This is a genomic window from Oligoflexus sp., assembly GCF_035638955.1.
In the GTDB taxonomy this organism is placed as follows: Bacteria; Bdellovibrionota_B; Oligoflexia; order Oligoflexales; family Oligoflexaceae; genus Oligoflexus.
Map to the genome: position 1 here is coordinate 36,313 of NZ_DASQYZ010000057.1, position 15,563 is coordinate 51,875.

Annotated in this window: 14 protein-coding genes and 1 pseudogene; 8 read left to right on the forward strand and 7 right to left on the reverse strand. The window is 51.2% G+C overall.

Going from position 1 to position 15,563, the window contains the following annotated elements:
* Positions 1 to 3: 3 nt before the first annotated feature.
* Genes VE954_RS05915 through VE954_RS05925 form a run of 3 tightly spaced genes read right to left on the reverse strand, consistent with a single transcriptional unit; the run spans position 4 to position 2,996 of the window.
* Positions 4 to 795, reverse strand: a complete 792-nt coding sequence (locus VE954_RS05915; RefSeq protein WP_324950646.1) for a DNA-binding protein — start codon at positions 793 to 795, stop codon at positions 4 to 6.
* Between the two features lie 60 nt (positions 796 to 855).
* Positions 856 to 1,806: a hypothetical protein gene (locus tag VE954_RS05920; RefSeq protein WP_324950648.1), complete on the reverse strand. Its 951-nt coding sequence runs from the start codon at positions 1,804 to 1,806 to the stop codon at positions 856 to 858.
* The gene (locus VE954_RS05925; RefSeq protein WP_324950649.1) at positions 1,803 to 2,996 is read right to left on the reverse strand and encodes a hypothetical protein; all 1,194 of its coding nucleotides are present in this window, start codon (positions 2,994 to 2,996) and stop codon (positions 1,803 to 1,805) included. The genes VE954_RS05920 and VE954_RS05925 overlap by 4 nt, the downstream gene beginning before the upstream one ends.
* Before the next feature lie 458 nt (positions 2,997 to 3,454).
* On the opposite strand from VE954_RS05925, the gene VE954_RS05930 reads away from it, so the two are divergent.
* Positions 3,455 to 4,387, forward strand: a complete 933-nt coding sequence (locus VE954_RS05930; protein WP_324950650.1) for an ABC transporter ATP-binding protein — start codon at positions 3,455 to 3,457, stop codon at positions 4,385 to 4,387.
* Positions 4,380 to 5,429, forward strand: a complete 1,050-nt coding sequence (locus tag VE954_RS05935) for an ABC transporter permease (protein ID WP_324950652.1) — start codon at positions 4,380 to 4,382, stop codon at positions 5,427 to 5,429. The genes VE954_RS05930 and VE954_RS05935 overlap by 8 nt, the downstream gene beginning before the upstream one ends.
* On the opposite strand, the gene VE954_RS05940 is transcribed toward VE954_RS05935, so the two are convergent.
* Positions 5,416 to 6,165: an MnmC family methyltransferase gene (locus tag VE954_RS05940; RefSeq protein ID WP_324950654.1), complete on the reverse strand. Its 750-nt coding sequence runs from the start codon at positions 6,163 to 6,165 to the stop codon at positions 5,416 to 5,418. The two genes, VE954_RS05935 and VE954_RS05940, sit on opposite strands and share 14 nt — an antisense overlap.
* A 146-nt stretch (positions 6,166 to 6,311) precedes the next feature.
* On the opposite strand from VE954_RS05940, the gene VE954_RS05945 reads away from it, so the two are divergent.
* The 3 genes from VE954_RS05945 to VE954_RS05955 all read left to right on the forward strand — a co-directional run bounded on the left by VE954_RS05945 (position 6,312) and on the right by VE954_RS05955 (position 10,336).
* Entirely contained in the window at positions 6,312 to 7,724 is a 1,413-nt protein-coding gene (locus VE954_RS05945; RefSeq protein WP_324950656.1) for a dihydrolipoyl dehydrogenase, read from the forward strand.
* A 39-nt stretch (positions 7,725 to 7,763) separates the two neighbouring features.
* Positions 7,764 to 8,282: a DUF2892 domain-containing protein gene (locus VE954_RS05950; protein WP_324950658.1), complete on the forward strand. Its 519-nt coding sequence runs from the start codon at positions 7,764 to 7,766 to the stop codon at positions 8,280 to 8,282.
* A gap of 206 nt (positions 8,283 to 8,488) precedes the next feature.
* A complete protein-coding gene (locus VE954_RS05955) occupies positions 8,489 to 10,336 on the forward strand; it encodes a hypothetical protein (protein WP_324950660.1) in 1,848 nt (615 codons plus the stop codon).
* Between the two features lie 16 nt (positions 10,337 to 10,352).
* Here VE954_RS05955 and VE954_RS05960 read toward each other — a convergent pair whose 3' ends face one another.
* Entirely contained in the window at positions 10,353 to 12,314 is a 1,962-nt protein-coding gene (locus tag VE954_RS05960; protein ID WP_324950662.1) for a serine hydrolase domain-containing protein, read from the reverse strand.
* A 233-nt stretch (positions 12,315 to 12,547) separates the two neighbouring features.
* On the opposite strand from VE954_RS05960, the gene VE954_RS05965 reads away from it, so the two are divergent.
* Positions 12,548 to 13,489 carry a phosphotransferase family protein gene (locus VE954_RS05965; RefSeq protein WP_324950664.1) on the forward strand — a complete coding sequence of 314 codons (942 nt, stop codon included), beginning with the start codon at positions 12,548 to 12,550 and terminating at the stop codon, positions 13,487 to 13,489.
* 70 nt (positions 13,490 to 13,559) lie between these two features.
* The gene (locus tag VE954_RS05970; RefSeq protein WP_349263800.1) at positions 13,560 to 13,829 is read left to right on the forward strand and encodes a zf-TFIIB domain-containing protein; all 270 of its coding nucleotides are present in this window, start codon (positions 13,560 to 13,562) and stop codon (positions 13,827 to 13,829) included.
* A 95-nt stretch (positions 13,830 to 13,924) separates the two neighbouring features.
* Here VE954_RS05970 and VE954_RS05975 read toward each other — a convergent pair whose 3' ends face one another.
* Positions 13,925 to 14,356, reverse strand: a complete 432-nt coding sequence (locus VE954_RS05975; RefSeq protein WP_324950668.1) for a hypothetical protein — start codon at positions 14,354 to 14,356, stop codon at positions 13,925 to 13,927.
* 240 nt (positions 14,357 to 14,596) lie between these two features.
* On the opposite strand from VE954_RS05975, the gene VE954_RS05980 reads away from it, so the two are divergent.
* On the forward strand, positions 14,597 to 14,980 hold the full coding sequence (locus VE954_RS05980; RefSeq protein WP_324950671.1) for a hypothetical protein: 384 nt from the start codon (positions 14,597 to 14,599) through the stop codon (positions 14,978 to 14,980).
* Between the two features lie 65 nt (positions 14,981 to 15,045).
* Here VE954_RS05980 and VE954_RS05985 read toward each other — a convergent pair.
* Positions 15,046 to 15,563, reverse strand: a pseudogene (locus VE954_RS05985) (hypothetical protein); the annotation flags it as partial.

The following is a 15,563-nucleotide window of genomic DNA, read 5'->3' on the forward strand; positions in this document are numbered from 1 at the left end:
AACCTATCTGAGTTCAGCCTCAGATTTCTTTGAACCGTCGTAGCCACTCCGATCTGGCCGAATTGGTTTCATCGGCGTTGAACTTGGATCGGGTGAGCCCTTGCTTATTCGCTTATGAAGTTCTTCATATTTTTCAAGGAAAAATTCTTCCCGCTTGCTTGACTGATCCAAAGCGTCAGCCAGTCTCAATGCTGTTTCGCTGAGCGATTTCAATTCTGGGATTGTAGCAAGCTCCGCTTCCGCCTTCTTCTGTTTTTCAATTGCTTCGGTCGCGATTGTCCTATGGTGATCAATTTGCCTTTCTGTATTCTTTCTTTGTACCTCAACATCCTGCCTTGCTTCACGAACTTCTTCGCGAGACTTACTGAGTTCAATTTGCAGCTGCGTAGCTTGGCCCGAGGTTTCAAGATACCGGGTACGAACGTCGTGGATTTCTTCGGCTATTGAGTCTCGTTGGGCAATCAGTTCTTCGTTTTCTTTGAGCAAAGCATCGTAATCAGCTTGCACCCTTTTTAACTCTTCGTGAAGGGCCTTTGCCGCTGCAAGGACTCTGCGATCGATCTCATCCTGTATGGTATCAATGCATGACGGCGACAAAGCCTCGCGTTCGAGCAATCTCTCGTTCTGCCGTTCCCATCGTTTCAGATGCCTGCCGACGACAGTTTTGTTTAAAATTCCGACTTCACTATGAACGAGCTTCAAGCTCGGCTTAATTCCAGAAAGGGTAAAGATATTTGTAGCAGCCTTGAATACAAGTTCTTCGGCGTTCTGGGGATTTGCGAGTGTTAAGTTCATATATGTGTTCCTTATGGTAGTGTTCAAGGTTTATTTTGAAATCGGCTTTACTTAGGATGCTCAAAGAGCCAATTCTTCCCGAAGTTTTGTCATGTTTAGAGAATTCACTGCCGGTAAACACAACCGGAACACAATGATTAGAAGCGCGCTTACCGCGATTGTGAATTCGTCCGTCATCCAAAGCAGTTTCTCGGGAGGGGTACGGCTAATTTCATTACGCAGTCGATGAATTTCCGCCTTAGTTGTATCTACGAGCTTCCAAGCCTTTGCCTTTTTAGCGAACGCTAGGTCGATCTCTTCCTTCGCAAGTTGCAAGTTCAGTTCAGCAACGCGCCCACTGGGAGCGGTGAGACTTGATTGCTGTATCTGTGTACGTGCATGGTAGATCACGTGGAATGACAAGGAGGCTACTATATACCCATAGATCATCACCCATGCGAGCTTTCGCAGCCAGTCATGCTTACCGAGCTTCATTGATGCCAATGAGAGCAGGGACAGTTCACAGGCTATAGACAAAGGAATCGAAAAGCCTGGGAATATGTCATGCGCCCTATAGAACTCATTTTGCAGAAGCACTAGCAAAGTAGTTAAGGCAAGCACGAAGCTGATGCGAAGTTTGACCACGGTCGGCATTTTTTTCCAAATCTTTGTTTCTTTCGTCGCAACATTGCTTATCACTGGCTTTTGTATCGTAGCTTGTTCGTGAGCCGATGCCTGACCCTGGTCTGATGCCTGACCCTGGTCTGGTGCCTGACCCTGGTCCGTTGCCCGACCCTGGTCCGTTGCCCGACCCTGGTCCGATGACGCTCCGTGGTCCGATGCCTGATCCTGGTCCGATGCTAGCCCGGAGTCGGAAGAGTAGCCGCGTTCAACAAGCTTAAGTCTGGGTGCTCCTAGCTCGCTCCGTTCTTTCTCGCGCTGACGCCTTTCCCTCCGCCTCCGATTTATCTCGTCCCTGTTGGCTTGGTAGTACCGGTTGTCTCTGGCTTTGCGGCCTTGGGCTTTTGTCATTGAACTGCCTCCACCAGTTGCCGCTTCTTGCAGAAGCGGTGATAGAGTTCCAGACAGTAGCCAAAATTAAGTCGAGGCAATGCTTCCAGGATGATTTGAAGCTCGGATTGCTGTTCCAACGAAAGATCAGTCTTCGCAAGACACCGGATTTCTGCCAGCAGCTCACGATCGTTCTTGGGAAGGTCTGGTTCAACCTGAACCCCACATTGTTGTTTTGCTTCTTTCAGAGGTTCTTGCAGAAGGTGCTTGATTATTGTCTCGGAGGGCGTGCCATAGTTCTGAGATTTGTTCTGGATAAAAGCGGGAATCTTGCGAACTGTTTCATCCAGGTCTTTCCCGGTCCGGCTTTCAAGTATAGCAAGGCTTCCAGTTTTGACAATTTCCGCCCGGTTCCTGATCGCGCAGTCGAGGCCAGCAAAAAGGAAATTCATACTTTTTGCGCGCGAAGTCAAATATGGGTCTTCAGCAATGAGCAAGGCGCGTTCGCTGTAGTAGATTTCATTGCCATTGACACGAATATACTCACGGAAAAATCTTTCCTTCTCCCACCTTGAAACAGGACGATTTAACAGTTTTTCCCACGCTTCTGAGATGCGATCGACTTCAGACTTCATCGTAAAGATGTCTCGGTGACAATAATCAGGAGAGCTGTGGCCTTCGTCTGATGACTTAGGAATGGAATTAGGCATCACACTGGAGAGGGGCGCAGATCCACTCTCAAAGTACCCTTCAACGTGGGACGAAGGGGAGCACTCCACGACGGGAAATGAAAAAGAATCACCCACGGCCCGTTTTAATATCTGTCCTATATGATCTTGGGTCTGAAGAACGTTCTCAAAAAATTGGAATGGGAGAGCTGACAGATAATAATTGTTCGAGCTTTGTTGAAAATGCCCCTGAGTGTTTAGAAATCTAACTTCTTTGACATTTACATACCCTTTCCTCTTTAAGGCTTTCAGGCGGCCCCGGACTGTAGATGCACTGATTTTTGTTGAGGATGCGATTCTGGCTATTGATGGAAAAGCTGGATGGTCAACAAATGCTTTGTCAAAAGGCATTAGCGACCCTAAATAAGTCAGAATGCTGTGTTCATAGTGATCAATGTCTGGCAGATGGTCGAATGCGCGTAGATAGCGACCACCTTGGAACACTCTGTGATTCAGTGGGAAAGCGTACTGCAAATTTGACATTAATCCCTCATTCTATGAGGGAGTCCGGCAGGAGTTGAAAAGCGGACGCATCCGTACTATGCTCCGAGCGGAACATCGGGGTCTGCTTTGTAGCTATTGCCAGGCTCCGGTGTTCTCGGAGACTGAAGTTAGCGCTTCAGTCTCCAACCATAAAGCCAATCGCTTCCTACCATATTTGCTTCTAGAAAAAATTCAAACTCTAATCTGATGAAAAGAATTAAGAAGGAGCAAAGATCATGATTACCAATGCTTTCATGACTTCAAATTTTTGCGACCAAATTTTTGTTGATTGCGGCCAATTGCGACCAGAGAGCGAAAACAACAGTGGATAACGAGAGATGTCGGTGCACAAGCAAAGGAATGACAAGGGTTTAAAATAATTCCGATTTCTAACAATTTCAGTTGACTAAGATATCAAATGGCAAAACAATCCCCGTTTTAACACCAGGGAGACGTGGATGGAACCCCTTCTCACCGCACAGCACCTGCGCAAGAAATTTGGCAAGCTGACTGCCGTCGATGATATCACAATTAACGTCCAGGCCGGAGAATGTCTGGCTTTGCTTGGACCCAATGGCGCTGGCAAAACCACGACCGTTGAAATGTTGGAAGGCCTTCAGACACCGGACTCCGGTGAAATCAGGATATTCGGTCAATCCCTGCGCACCGCTCGCCAATCGATCATGCAAAACGTCGGCGTGATGCTGCAGGAAACTCAGCTTTACAAGAAGCTGACGGTCAAAGAAACGCTCGAACTTTTTGCCAGTTTTTTTGCCAAAAGCTTGAAAGTGGACGACGCCATAGCGATGGTCGAACTCAGCGACAAGCGGGACTCGCGACTGGAGCAGCTGTCGGGTGGACAGATGCAGCGGGCCTATCTGGCATGCAGTCTGATCAATGAGCCACGCCTCCTTTTTCTGGACGAACCGACCACGGGATTGGATCCTCAATCGCGCCGCATGATCTGGGACCTTCTGCAAAAACATAAGGGTCGTGATCGCGGGATTCTGTTGACCACGCATTACATGGATGAAGCCGAAAAGCTCGCGGATCGGGTGGCCGTGGTCGATCATGGTCGGATCATTGCCGAGGGCTCGCCTTCGCAATTGATCCAAACGCATTGTGGAGAACAGGTGGTATGTTTCCGTTATCTGGGTCTCGAACCCGCCGCTGTGCGCGACCGCCTGCAGGCGCATCTGCCCTGGCTCAAGGAAGCGGTGGTGATCCATAACAGTTTTGAGCTGGTGGCGCGCGATCCCGTGCAGATCATAACCGAATTGAGTCGCGCCTCGGATCAACAAAATCTGAAACTCGCGCAGCTTGAAATGCGCCGATCCACCTTGGAAGATGTCTTTATCAAATTAACGGGAAGGAGCATTCGCGATGCTTAGTCGCAGCCTTTGGCAGCAAACCAAATGTCGTTGGCGGGAGTTTCGTCGGGAGCCCTCCGCTTTTTTCTGGGTCATGTTCATGCCCGTCTTATGGATGGTGGTGCTGGGCTTTGCCTTTTCCAAGCCGCGGCCGGAATCCTACGGTGTGGGTTGGCTGGCCCCTGAGGCACCCTCCGCTTTGAGTGAAAAAACTCACAAGGCTTTGGCTGAAAATCCGCAAATTAAACTTCAAGAAGCGTCTCTGAGCGAGCTTGAGACCCGTATCAAACGGGGCGAGATTTCGATGATTCTGCAGTTTGATCCGCAAAATAAAGCGATCTATCGGCTGGATCAGAATAATCCGGAAGCGATGCGCGCTCGCAACTTTGTGAATGACGTCGTGCAGAATGAAGGGGGTCGCTTGGATCCTGTGCCCCAGGAATCGGCCAATATTCAGGCCGAAGGGGGACGTTACGTCGACTTTCTTATTCCGGGTCTGCTCGGACTCAGCATCATGACGTCGAGTTTGTTCGGGGTGGGGATGACGATCGTCAGTAACCGCAAGGAAAATCTTCTGAAGCGTTACCTGGCCACACCCATGCGGGCCTATGAGTTTATTGTCTCTCACATGTTCGGCCGCCTCATTATCCTGGTGGCTGAGTTTTCGGCGGTGATGATTGCGGGCTATCTCATCTTCCGTTTCCGTTTATATGGCAATTTTCTGCACTACTTCCTCTTTGCCATCCTGGGAGCGGCTGCGTTCACAGCGCTGGCTCTGCTCTGTGCCTCGCGGACGCGCAGTGTGCCGATGATCTCGGGATTGACCAACCTCATTTCGCTGCCGATGATGATGCTGTCGGGAGTCTTTTTTTCGAAGAACAACTTCCCCGATTGGCTGCGCGAGGGAACGGCCTATTTGCCTTTGACGGCATTGAATGATGGCCTTCGCAAGATTGCGCTGGAAGGTCTGCCGATTCAAGCCTTGGGACCTGAGGTGATCGTACTGGTGCTCTACACCGTCGTCGCTGCGCTGATAGCCCAGCGCCTCTTCAAGTGGTTTTAAGGCACGCGCGAAGCCACCGCTTTTTTCCTGATGCTGCACCGTTTTGGGCCTGGGGCGTTTTCACACGCTCCTGGGTCCAGCACGCGGCTTCCAAATGATCCCGCACCACTCGCGCCACGGAATAGGTCACGAGCTGCACTGTGGGATGACTCGCAGCTCGCAGTTTTTCAAACCACTCCACCGACCATAGTTCGGGATTTTTTTTCGGGGAAAAGGCATCCTGCCAAATATAATGAAATTCAAAGTCTGAGAGATCGGATGCGCAGGCATCACCGACCAGGACCTGCCATCTCAAGTTGCGGCCGCTTTGCGGATGAGTTAACTGCGCCTGCCAATTCTCACTTTCACGCTGTTTTTCCAGTGTTTGGGACCACCGACGCCACGACTCAGACCAGCCCTCTTTCCAGCCACAAGCAGGATCCGCCAGAGCAGCAACCAGATCCGGGGTATGCTCAAGGCTCACCAGCAGCATATCCTGCTGACCTGCGCTCTTCATCCAACACTCAATGGTCATCAGCGCATTGTAGCCGAGCCCTAACCCCACATCCAAAACACCCATCCGGTCCGAAGCAGGTTCGCTTTGAAGCGCAGCACGAAAACCGCTGGCTTCCATATAAAGGCTTTCAGCCTCGAAGCGAGCCCCTTGATTGGAATGAAAGGCCTCATCGTATCCAGGGTGACGTAGCGTAAGGGTGCCATCCTGAGTCATCACGAGAGCGTCATGAGAAATGATCATCTAGATTCCTTTAAATCCTGCTCAACGCAGCCCTCTCTATCATGTCAATATTATGATTGCAACGTACCCCCTCTGGCCGCCATTTTGCATAGATCCACGCGTGCTTGCAGGCCGAGGCTTCCAAGGAGTCCGGCAGGAGGGAAATCATGCAGAAATCGTTCGATGTTATTATTATTGGTGCGGGCTCGGCTGGTCTTGCCGCGGCTCATACAGTCAAACGTCATACCAAGACCTTTCTGCTGGTTGATCAGGGACCTCTCGGCACCACCTGCGCGCGCGTAGGATGCATGCCATCCAAAGCCCTTATTGAAATGGCACACGACGTTCACCGAACGCGGCATCTGCAGAAAACCGGAGTCATCACTGGGGATCATCAGGTGCAGGTCAATCATGTATTCGAAAGAGTCAGGCAATTCCGGGACAAGTTTGTGCAGCACGTTGTTCATGAAATGGACGCTTGGGGCGAGCACTTCCTCCAGGGTCATGCGCGATTTACCGGACCGACGACTCTCTGCATCGATGACAAACATCATATCGAAGCCAAAAGCATTATTCTGGCCACGGGCAGCCGACCCATTCTTCCCAAGGAATGGCCACAGAGTCATCCGCGCATCGTGACCACTGATAATTTTTTTGAGCTGGAAAGCATACCCAACCGATGGGCGATCATTGGCTTGGGTCCGATTGGTCTTGAGCTTGGTCAGGCCCTCGCCTTTTTAGGGCTTGATGTTCATGGCTATAATACAAGCCAGGATATTGGTGGTCTCCGTGGTTCCGGGCTGACTCAGCTCGCCTGTCAAATTTTTGAGAAAGATCTCAGCCTGAATTTCAGCGACCCTGTCGACGTCCTCGAACACAAGGGACAATTGCAGGTCAAGTCCGGTGAACGCTTGCAAAACGTCGACGCGATTCTTGCCGCCATCGGTCGTCAACCTAATGTGGACGGCCTTGATTTAGCCAACACGGGTTGCTCGCTCGACAAGGATGGGATGCCAGTCCTTGATGATCATACGCTGGCTATCCAGGGCCTACCCATCTACATGGCAGGTGATGTGGATAAGAAAAAAACCATCCTGCACGAAGCCACCGATGATGGCCGCATCGCAGGCTATAACGCCTGTCATGACAAACCCTGGAACAGTGAGCGGCGCACACCATTGGGCATTGTCTTTACCCACCCTGGCATTGCTACAGTTGGCAGACGTCCGGCAGTTGGAGAAAAGTCAATCCTGGGCGTTGCGTCGTACGAGGACCAGGGCCGAGCCAAACTCATGGGCGCGAATCAGGGCGCCATCCACCTTCACGTCGATGCTGGCACCGGCCGTCTGCTGGGAGCGGATATGATCGCACCTGCGGCCGAGCATCTTGCTCATCTGGTGGCCTGGTTGATTCAGAATAAACGGACTGTCCAGGACATGCTGCATCTTCCCTTTTACCATCCCACGCTGGAGGAAGGGTTACGCACGGCTTTGCGTGATGCGGCGCGTCAGTGGACGGCTTCACATTCAGGAAAGGATCCTGGCGTCTCCCATCACGGCGAATCACCCATTGGTTTATGATAAGTGCGGCTTCCAATTTTCAGAATGGAGGATCCGAATATGCAACCCAATCTTTCGAATCAAGAGCGTTTGGCTTCTGTGACCGCGGGAACTCTTACATTTTTCCAGGGGTTTTCTCGACCCAAAACAACCTTGAGTTATGTACAAAGGGCTGCGGGATTCCTGCTCGTCGTGCGAGGGCTGGTGGGTTATTGTCCAGTGTTTCGATCGCTTCATCGCAGGCCGTTGCACCCGCCTCACAACATCGAGCGGTCGATTGTCATCGATCGTTCGGTGGAAGAGGTTCGCAGTATTCTTGATGAAGGCGATCCTTTGCTTCATGAAACCAGTCGCAAAATATTTCCGATCACAGCGGGCTACCTCCTGTGGAACCTTCAGCTTGAGCCTATCGGCGAAGGGCGTCTGACGCATGTCCGCGCAACCCTCTCCGAGCAGAACGATTCTTTTGAATTAACGACCTATCTATCCAAGTCCGTACTAAAGTCCCTTGCCGACACTGAATTGCTTAGGATCAAACAGCTCATTGAATCGGATGGTCGCTCGGAGCTCAAAGCCTGAACCTCACTCTCCGCTCCGGCTCGCCAGGAGCGCGTGTCCAATCAAAGGTTTGGTTATGGTAAGTTTCATCGAGGTTCAGCCATCATCCAACACCGAATCCCCACCACAAAAGTCCAACTTGGTTATAAAAAAAGCCAAGAGTATAGTGAAGCCGAGCCAGGCCTCCGGCTTCCCCATTGGCCCCTTTCATTTGCCAAGGAACTTCTGTGCACGTTCCCCTTACTTATGCAGTAAGCATTTTTCTGTTATGGCTTGGCCTCTCATCCCAGGCTTGGGCCAAGCAGGCTGAGCTACCCACGACTGTCTTTGTTTTTGGGTCGGAAGCCGTCTTTGATTTTCGATTGAACCACACCCTTGCTGTGGTCCAGGCCGCACTTAACATTGGCGCTGAAAAACAGGCTCCCATCGAAGTACGATCGACCGCGGAACGGGAACTTGGGATGAATCGCAATCGCGCGCTGGCTTCCATTCAGCAAAATAAAGGCGATGTTCATATTATTTCCAGTTCAGCAAGCCGGGACCTGGATGCCATGCTGATGCCTATTCGAATCTCCATCGCATCTTCGATGATGGGTGAAAGAATTTTTCTGGTCCGACCCGAAAGAAGGCGGGAGATGGAGTCGATCCACTCTTTGCAGGATCTGCAGAAGCACAGCATCGGCGTAGGTCAGGGTTGGATAGATGGCGAGATTATGAAACACGCTGGCCTCCGCGTGCAGACATCCGTACGCTATGATCTGCTTTTTCCCATGCTTCAAGGTCGACGTTTTGACCTTTTAAGCCGGGCCGTGCATGAAGCCTGGGATGAGTTGCGAACACGTGGCTTTCGAAGTCTCGATTGGGAAGGCACATGGCTCTTGGCCTATCCCGTGCCTTTTTATTTATATGTGAGCAAAGACCAAAAGGAGCTGGTCCTCCGGCTCGAGAAAGGCCTTGAAGCCCTGCAGGCCAATGGAACGCTGGATCGCTTGTTTGTGGACCATTTTGGTGCTGCCATTCTTCGAGCCGACTGGGCGGGACGCAGGCGCATCGTTATCCCCAATCCTTTGCTTCCGCATCAGCCGCCTTTGCATTTTTCCAGTTGGCAGCAGTGGCATAAAAAGGCGGAAGGCGACATGGCACGACTCCAGCGCATGGCGCGGGATCGTTTTCAGCCGCACTGGTCGGGCGTCTATCGACCCAAGCTGTTGATTGAAAATCAAAGCCGTCTCCCATCACCTGCCAAACACAAAGCGAAGAGCCCGCCGCTTATTGTAAGATCCGCGGATCGCCCCAATGATACGCATATTCTTGCCGCCGTGTTTGCTTTTGAATTGGCATTGAGTCAACCCGTCAACCAGCAGTCACCTTATTTTCAAAAAGGCGTCCACTATCTTATTGATAAGGATCTGGATCAGGAAACGGCTCTTTTGGCCCTCAGGAACCAGAGTCCATTCGTCGACGCTGTCGCCACCCAAAGCAGTCATGTCCGCGAAAATCGGCTTCTGACCGCGCGTGTTGATATATCGCAGGGGATGATGGGACACCGGGTCTTTGTGATTCGAAAGCAGAATGAGGCTAAATTCAACGACGTACAGACCATTGATGATCTGCGTCGATTTAATATCTGTGTAGGCTCAGGCTGGCCCGATAGGCTGGTAATGGAAGCGGCCGGAATTCCGGTCGTGACACGGACATTCACCCGGGAACTCTATCAAGACCTGCATAGTGGCCGCTGTGATGGTGTGTCTCATACCATTTATGAGGCGCGGGATGAAATTCTGGCTCGTCCTTTGGAAGGGCTGGAAGTGGAGCCTAACCTGCTGCTGAGTTATCCAGCCAAACAGCAGATGTTTTTTTCAAAAAGTAAAAGCGAGCTTGCTTACGCGGCGGAGCGGGGACTTTTATCCCTGCAAAATCACGGGATCTTGCAGGAACTCCTGGAGGTCATCTATGGGGATTCCATTCAGTACGTTCAACTCAGCAAACGTCGCGTCCTGACCTTGAGCAATCCAAATCTGGCGGAACGGATCAGCCTGGAGAAGCTTAACGCACCGCCTATGATTTGGTTTTAAGCAGAACCTTAATATTCTATTTCACTTTGACGAATTCCAAAGTCGACTGCGCATCGTCTAAAATCAGCTTTTTGGCAGCACCGCCTTGAGCTCGCAGCGCAAACCCTCCTGACCAGGGGGTGCTTATCAGGGACAGGACTTTGACGCCTTTCTGCTGCGTGTCGGAGCCGAGTTTGCTTTCCCATCGATCGGTTGCAAGAATATAGTCCTGCCCTTTTCTGGATATCGTCATATGCGTCAGGCCCTCTTTATGATAGGTCCCTAAAAATTCTTCGATCCATGCTAGATCTTCGGGTTTTGTCGATACGCTGGCTTTGTGCTGTTCGACAATTTCATGCCGTCTTTGTCTGGAAAAATCACTGAACTCTTGAGCTCTCGGGGCCGCGCCCAGGAGGAGTTCAAAAAGCTTCTGACGCAAAGCGCGGCCGAAGCCGTTAACGCCACCAATATTGATTTGAATAACCATACCGACATCATGCTGCGGCAGGAAAAACAGGGCGTGTGTGAATCCCATCGTCACACCACCATGGCTTATGACGGGAATTCCGCTGGAATTTTCTATGAAAAGACCCAAACCATACGATGTATTATCGTCGACCTTGACGTTTGGTGCCCTTCTTTTCGCCAGCTGTTCCGGAGATAGCATAACCTTGCCATCAGCAGATTTTCCGCCGCCAAGCTCCATCATCAGGTACTTGGCAAGGTCATCGACATTGGACCAAACAGAGCCAGCGGGTGCGACGGCGTAAGCAAAATCATCAATCTTCTGTGGAAACGCTTGGGCTATGCCATCGATTGAATCAGCATGAGGACTGGCAAGCTTCCCAGCATCAGTAGGCCATGGCCTGACCCGGGTGGATTTCATGCCCAATGGATTGAAAACCAAGTCCTGCATGGCCGCCTCGTATTTGCTGAAAAAGTCTGTTCCTTTATTATAAACCTGCGCTCCGACAAGGCCTCCCACGGCCACGAGTTGATTCGAGTACTGAAAGGTTTCGCCCAAACCCGTGGTTGGTTTAACATGGGCAAACTGGGGGAGAATGTCGTCGACCGAATCCTTGGTCGTTCCGAAGAAGAAGCTGGCGTCCATGCGAGGCATGCCCGTGCAGGCACAGGCCGTATGTTTGATCAGGAATTTCGAAGATAATGCGTTATCAGCCAGCTTAAAGTTTGGCAGGACGCTTTGTATCGGTTGATCCCAGCTTAATTTCTTTTCATCGACCAGTTTGGCAAGCATCAAAGTCGTTAAGGGTTTGGTGGTGGATCCTATCATGAACATCGTTGTAGGATCGACTTTCTCAGGACTTCCCAGGCGTTTGACACCGAAACTTTCGCGATAAACGACCTTTCCTGACTGAACGATCGCAATGGATGAGCCTGGTATTCCAAGGTCCTTCATGGCTTTCGCAATAAACCGATTCATTTCCACGGTTTCTTTTTTGGAAAAATTCTTGATCTTATTGTGAGTCAGATCCTCGGGTTTAAGATCCTTGGGTTTCCAGGTATCACTCACGATATCCAATTGCGCCTGGCGTTTCTCCAAGGCGCTATTGGATGCATCCAGAAGGAGAATATAAGCCACGCCTTTGAAGACCTGGATTGTAGCGGCGACCGTTCGATTTTCCTGCATGGGGACGTCATAGGCTATGCTGTGAACGCGCTCCCAACCGCCCGTGGCCGGTGGTGACATTTTCTGCGCCAGTTTGAAATTGAAAGTTGGGTCTATTCCTTTCCAAGCCTTCAATGCCAGAGCATCCAGATCCTGTTCCGCCGGCTTTTCAATCAAATAGGCAACGAGGTCGCCTTCCGGAGAAGTCAGTTTCAACGTGCTGCTATCAAAACTCCAACCTTTGGATATTTTGAATTGCGTCCGCGGACCCAAAACAACTTCCGTTTCCTGATCATACTTTTTAGGTGAACCCTGAGCGGTATCCCAGCTGAACACAATCGTGGCCAGAATTAACAAAATACTGTGCATGACGCCCCCTTTGCATAAAGAATCCAGTTTATCAAAGTTTAACCCATGTTCTCACATCTTCGCTAAAAACAATGATCTTGACTCGGTATATCTGTTTGCGTGAAATTGCCACTTGCTCTTTAATCCCCTCTGAGCGGGATTCACTCGCAATAGGTCATTCCATGGAACTCGTGGCTATACAAGAAATCGCACTCCTGAAGTCGCATGGGACTACGGCTTGCCATGGCGCAAATATGGAACATATTGAGCCTCAATTATTGAATGATCTCATTCAATTGGCTCGTGGAGCCGCACAGGATCATGAACTTGCTGACGCGACGCTTTTATCTTACCGGTCGGATCGGATTGTCATTCGTGTCGGTTCCGTCGTTGTGAAAGCGCATGCGAAGCCAACGAATCACGAGGAACTTAAGGCACGTCTCGAGCTTGTGGCTCATTCGCCGCTGCAGGATATATTTCTCACTCCCTTGCAGTGTGAAGCCTGGCCTGTGTCGGGTGGGCTGCTGGCAACACTTTGGCCGGCGGGGCTTTCCCTGGATGACAGCCTCGAAGGCGCACCCTGGGAAGAGGCTGCGCGTCTTTTGGCTGCTTTACATAGAAGTCCCTGGCCGTCTTCCATGTCTGAGCGTGATTTACCGCAATGTCGTGCGGAAGATAAAGTCCGGGCGGCTTTATCTCAACTGGGTGGTGAGCTCTTCGATGCCGTGGATTCCAATGTCAGGATAGTTTGGGAAGCGGCAGCCACACTGAATCTGTCCGATCCAAATCCGGGCTTTCGAATGACAACGCTCGTGCATGGCGACTGGCATTTTGGACAGCTTGTGACGGTCTCCATCAAGGGAAAAAAAACTCTGCGGCTCATTGATCCTGATGACATGGGCATCGGCAACCCGGCCTGGGATCTGGCTCGGCCAGCCGCTTTTTTCGCCGCAGGATTGATTCCACCGGACGTATGGGAATCGTTCCTCAACGCCTACTGTGCAGCGGGAGGTCCGGCCGTGACACAAGGTGATGATCCTTGGCTCTCGCTCGATGGTCCTGCCCGCGCTTTGGTTGTCCAATGTGCGGCGTCAGCCCTGGTCCGGTCCAGGCGGATGCAAAAGCCGCTGGCTGATGCTGAAGAACATTTGATCGAGGCCTGTCGCAGAATCGCTCGCATGCCTTCGCAAGCTTGAGTTATACATGAATTCGCGGGGCTGCTGGTAAGCCACCGCTTTTAACTGGGAGAAAACCATGAACATGAACATGCAATGTCCAAAGTGTCGAGGCGCAATGCGGACCCACAATCGGAACAACATCCACATCGAACAGTGTGACAACTGCCGAGGTATTTTTCTGGATTACGGTGAATTGGAAACACTGACTCAGCTGCAAAACCAATGGGTTCAGCAAATGCCACCACCGCCGCCTCAACATGCACCTGGACATCCTCCCTGGGGTGCACCGCAACATCATCATGCTCACCCGCATTACTATAAAAAGCGCGGCTTGATGGGAATGCTGTTTTCGTCATAAGGTTGAGCTGACTCGGGTCTGCTGGAAGAGCGCCGTGTGGAAGAGAGCTCGATCGGAGCGGTTTCCGCCACGGCAGCCTCGGAAGGCGAGTATCCTTACATTTTCTTCGTGTTCAGGATGAATTGAGTCGAACGCGGGTTTTCACCGGCAGCGACTTTAAAGTCCGTACCATACTCCGGGTGTTCCCGAAGAAAATTCAGCATGGTTGGCTGGACACTCTCTTCGCCCTTGGCTTCCAGCTCAACCGTACACTGACCATCGGCGCATTCAACCGACTGGATAACAGCAACAGCATTCAGCTGCTTGTCGGCATGAAGGGTTTCGACGAGTTTACCCGCCATGCTTTGGTCTTCCGAGTCAGGAGCTGCTGTGGTGTCCGGGGCTGCCGTAATTCGAGCGTCGCCGACATCCGTGGTTCCGGGCCTTTCGTCTTCAACCGTGGCTGGTATGTCACCCTTGGGTTGGAACGCCAGATACAAAAGACCCAAAACAGCCAGCGCCAATGCCGCTAATAATTTCTTATTCATAACAACCCCTTCTCCTCTTACATTTTCGCCAGCAGATATACCTCAAACTGGACAGGAAAAGAAGCGCCCAGCTGACCATTGGTAATTCTTTCGTTGTTTAAAAGTATTTGAAGCTCAGCCGTCGCCGGGCGAAGGTCAATTTAGTCGTGGTTGGGAGCTGGAATTGACCGCTTGAATGAACAGGTTTAGCGTTTCTCTTAGGAAAGACTGAACTCAAAATTTATCTTCGGAGAGACGCTCATGACCAGGCTTAACGTATTGGTCCTATCAGGGCTTGTTTCAGCTTCGTTTTATCTCACGTCCGAGGCCTCGGCCTGCTCGCTTGTCAATCTCGCTCAGGAAGACCTCAAAGCCGCCATGATTCCACAGATCGCCAAGGTCGCCAAGGTCGATGCCAGCCTCATCGATCCTTCTACGTTGACCGATGTGAAATTGGATTTTCTGGTTCCTCTGGGTGGGGATTGCAGTGGTCTTTATGGGGCTTATCATGCCTCGGCTTTTAACTTTATGGTGGATCTTTATCCGACCGTTCGATGCAACTACACGGGTCTGGCTATCATCATGGGCTATGGACTCGATAAACCTGTGTCTGTGCAGTTGTTTCGGCAGTGCACGATTTCCTGAGAGTTTCCGGGAGTTATCGTTCAGATGATGGAAAAGCAATTAAACCTCTCCACCCAAGCCAGGGGCTATGGATGGAGATTCCTGGCCTTCGGGCGTTCAGCGCTTCCCTGGCCGGTCGGGCACCAGGGCTCTTGCTGATCAATATCCCGCTTTTCCAGGGCCAGCTTCTGATAGTTTCTGGTCCTGCCAAGACGCACCCCTTTTTTAAGAGCACCACCTCGAAAAGCTCCTTTATTATTGATGTGCAGCGAGCGCGACATTTTTCTTTGCAGGGCTTTGGACTCCAGGATCAGTCCCTTGAGCCAGTCCCCTACGATCAGGCGTTCATAGGAGACAATCCCATTGGATATGGCAATTTTTTTCGGCCCGAAATCGACGGATACACTTTGTCCCTGAAAGCCCTCGCCAAAACGGGAAACAAGACGCGCCTTGTGCCGTCTTTCCTTTGCCGTATCCCGGAAGGCCTCGCCTTCCAGACAAAGCTGTACGAACCAGCGTTCCCTTCCACCGATGGTTCTCTTAAGGATCTGACTGCTTTTGATCCTCTGCTCAAGGGCATGACGGTGATAGGGATTCTGCTGGT

Excerpts from the sequence above, each read along its gene's own strand:
- VE954_RS05915 (WP_324950646.1), bottom strand. The coding sequence starts at position 795 with ATGAACTTAACACTCGCAAATCCCCAGAACGCCGAAGAACTTGTATTC.
- VE954_RS05920 (WP_324950648.1), bottom strand. The coding sequence starts at position 1,806 with ATGACAAAAGCCCAAGGCCGCAAAGCCAGAGACAACCGGTACTACCAA.
- VE954_RS05925 (WP_324950649.1), bottom strand. The coding sequence starts at position 2,996 with ATGTCAAATTTGCAGTACGCTTTCCCACTGAATCACAGAGTGTTCCAA.
- VE954_RS05930 (WP_324950650.1), top strand. The coding sequence starts at position 3,455 with ATGGAACCCCTTCTCACCGCACAGCACCTGCGCAAGAAATTTGGCAAG.
- VE954_RS05935 (WP_324950652.1), top strand. The coding sequence starts at position 4,380 with ATGCTTAGTCGCAGCCTTTGGCAGCAAACCAAATGTCGTTGGCGGGAG.
- VE954_RS05940 (WP_324950654.1), bottom strand. The coding sequence starts at position 6,165 with ATGATCATTTCTCATGACGCTCTCGTGATGACTCAGGATGGCACCCTT.
- VE954_RS05945 (WP_324950656.1), top strand. The coding sequence starts at position 6,312 with ATGCAGAAATCGTTCGATGTTATTATTATTGGTGCGGGCTCGGCTGGT.
- VE954_RS05950 (WP_324950658.1), top strand. The coding sequence starts at position 7,764 with ATGCAACCCAATCTTTCGAATCAAGAGCGTTTGGCTTCTGTGACCGCG.
- VE954_RS05960 (WP_324950662.1), bottom strand. The coding sequence starts at position 12,314 with ATGCACAGTATTTTGTTAATTCTGGCCACGATTGTGTTCAGCTGGGAT.
- VE954_RS05965 (WP_324950664.1), top strand. The coding sequence starts at position 12,548 with ATGGAACATATTGAGCCTCAATTATTGAATGATCTCATTCAATTGGCT.
- VE954_RS05970 (WP_349263800.1), top strand. The coding sequence starts at position 13,560 with ATGCAATGTCCAAAGTGTCGAGGCGCAATGCGGACCCACAATCGGAAC.
- VE954_RS05975 (WP_324950668.1), bottom strand. The coding sequence starts at position 14,356 with ATGAATAAGAAATTATTAGCGGCATTGGCGCTGGCTGTTTTGGGTCTT.
- VE954_RS05980 (WP_324950671.1), top strand. The coding sequence starts at position 14,597 with ATGACCAGGCTTAACGTATTGGTCCTATCAGGGCTTGTTTCAGCTTCG.